The organism is Brevibacillus sp. SKDU10, from assembly GCF_001645205.1.
Taxonomy (GTDB): Bacteria; Bacillota; Bacilli; order Brevibacillales; family Brevibacillaceae; genus Brevibacillus_B; species Brevibacillus_B halotolerans.
The window spans coordinates 1-1,156 of sequence record NZ_LSSO01000123.1; the positions used below are offsets into that span (position 1 = coordinate 1).

General features: G+C 36.3%; 2 protein-coding genes. Both read right to left on the minus strand.

Translation table 11 applies throughout. The features are described 5' to 3' along the window. Positions 1–170 precede the first annotated feature (170 nt). A complete protein-coding gene (gene fabZ, locus AYJ08_RS07310; RefSeq protein WP_064017176.1) occupies positions 171–596 on the minus strand; it encodes a 3-hydroxyacyl-ACP dehydratase FabZ in 426 nt (141 codons plus the stop codon). Between the two features lie 300 nt (positions 597–896). Continuing rightward, the coding region (locus AYJ08_RS24390) for a hypothetical protein (RefSeq protein WP_231929046.1) at positions 897–1,156 on the minus strand (260 nt) is incomplete at its 5' end.

Consider the following 1,156-nt stretch of genomic DNA (forward strand, 5'->3'; position numbering starts at 1 on the left):
GAATATTACGTTAATTTTGAAACTTTACCTATCTCCTATGATCTTCTGAATATCTGAATACTTGCGCTTTAGATGCGGAAATAACGTTCAAACTAATTTTCTGCTCAACAGAATCCTGCCCAATACGAAATAAAAGGTTCGTTCTCTTTCTTCAATTTAATCAGTGTCTTTTAATCCCCAAATGCAAATATTATTTCCGCCTCACAAGCTAGTTCTCCATCAACTGTAGCAATACCTTTGCCTTTCCCAATAGCACCTTTTAATCGAGTAATCTCAACCTCTAGACGAATCTGGTCACCAGGTTTTACTTGATGTTTAAAACGACAATGATCTATACCGGCTAAAAGTCCTAACCTCCCTTTACTTTCCTCCTTAGTCAGCATCACAATGCCTCCTACCTGAGCTAATGCCTCTATAATTAACACACCTGGCATAATCGGATCATTCGGAAAATGTCCTGTAAAAAATTCCTCATTAGCTCTAACATTTTTTATACCAACTGCTCTCCTCCCTTTTTCTAACTCCAATATCCTATCCACGAAAAGAAATGGATAACGATGTCTAATAACATCCATAATCTGTTGAGTATCTATCATCATTATTCCCCCTGAATAATTACCGATTATCCCAATTTTATCACTTCATACTAATAGTTGGTACTATAAAATGATAACTTTCACTTAATCTCGTCAGTGATTTTAGACCGTTCCATATTAATTTTTGATTACTGTATAAGAAATCTGCCCTATCACAAAATGGAAATGAAAGTTTGTTCAGCACTTATTCGTGAAAATTCTTAAAATACCCAATGGTAGTAGGGATGGTTTTTCATTCGGTGGAAAAGTTATTTATAAAGATTTCCCTTGAATCCTGTTTCTTAATTAGCATTCAGCAAATCAAATTAACCATATGGCATTATAGCCAACACGGGGCATGAAGCCAGTTTGACCTGTTTCAACAATTTGAACGTAATCGAAAGTTTGTAATCCTCCCCTCGGACCTTCTTCTTGAAATGGACTTGGAATGTTCCAACGTATTCCTAATACGGCTGTTCCTTTTGGGATGTCGGTTTTAATAGATTCTGACCTAGGTTCCTGTAAGATAAGCCAATCGTTCGTGGTCAAATGGAATCGTTTGCTATTCGTTTGTTGGACAC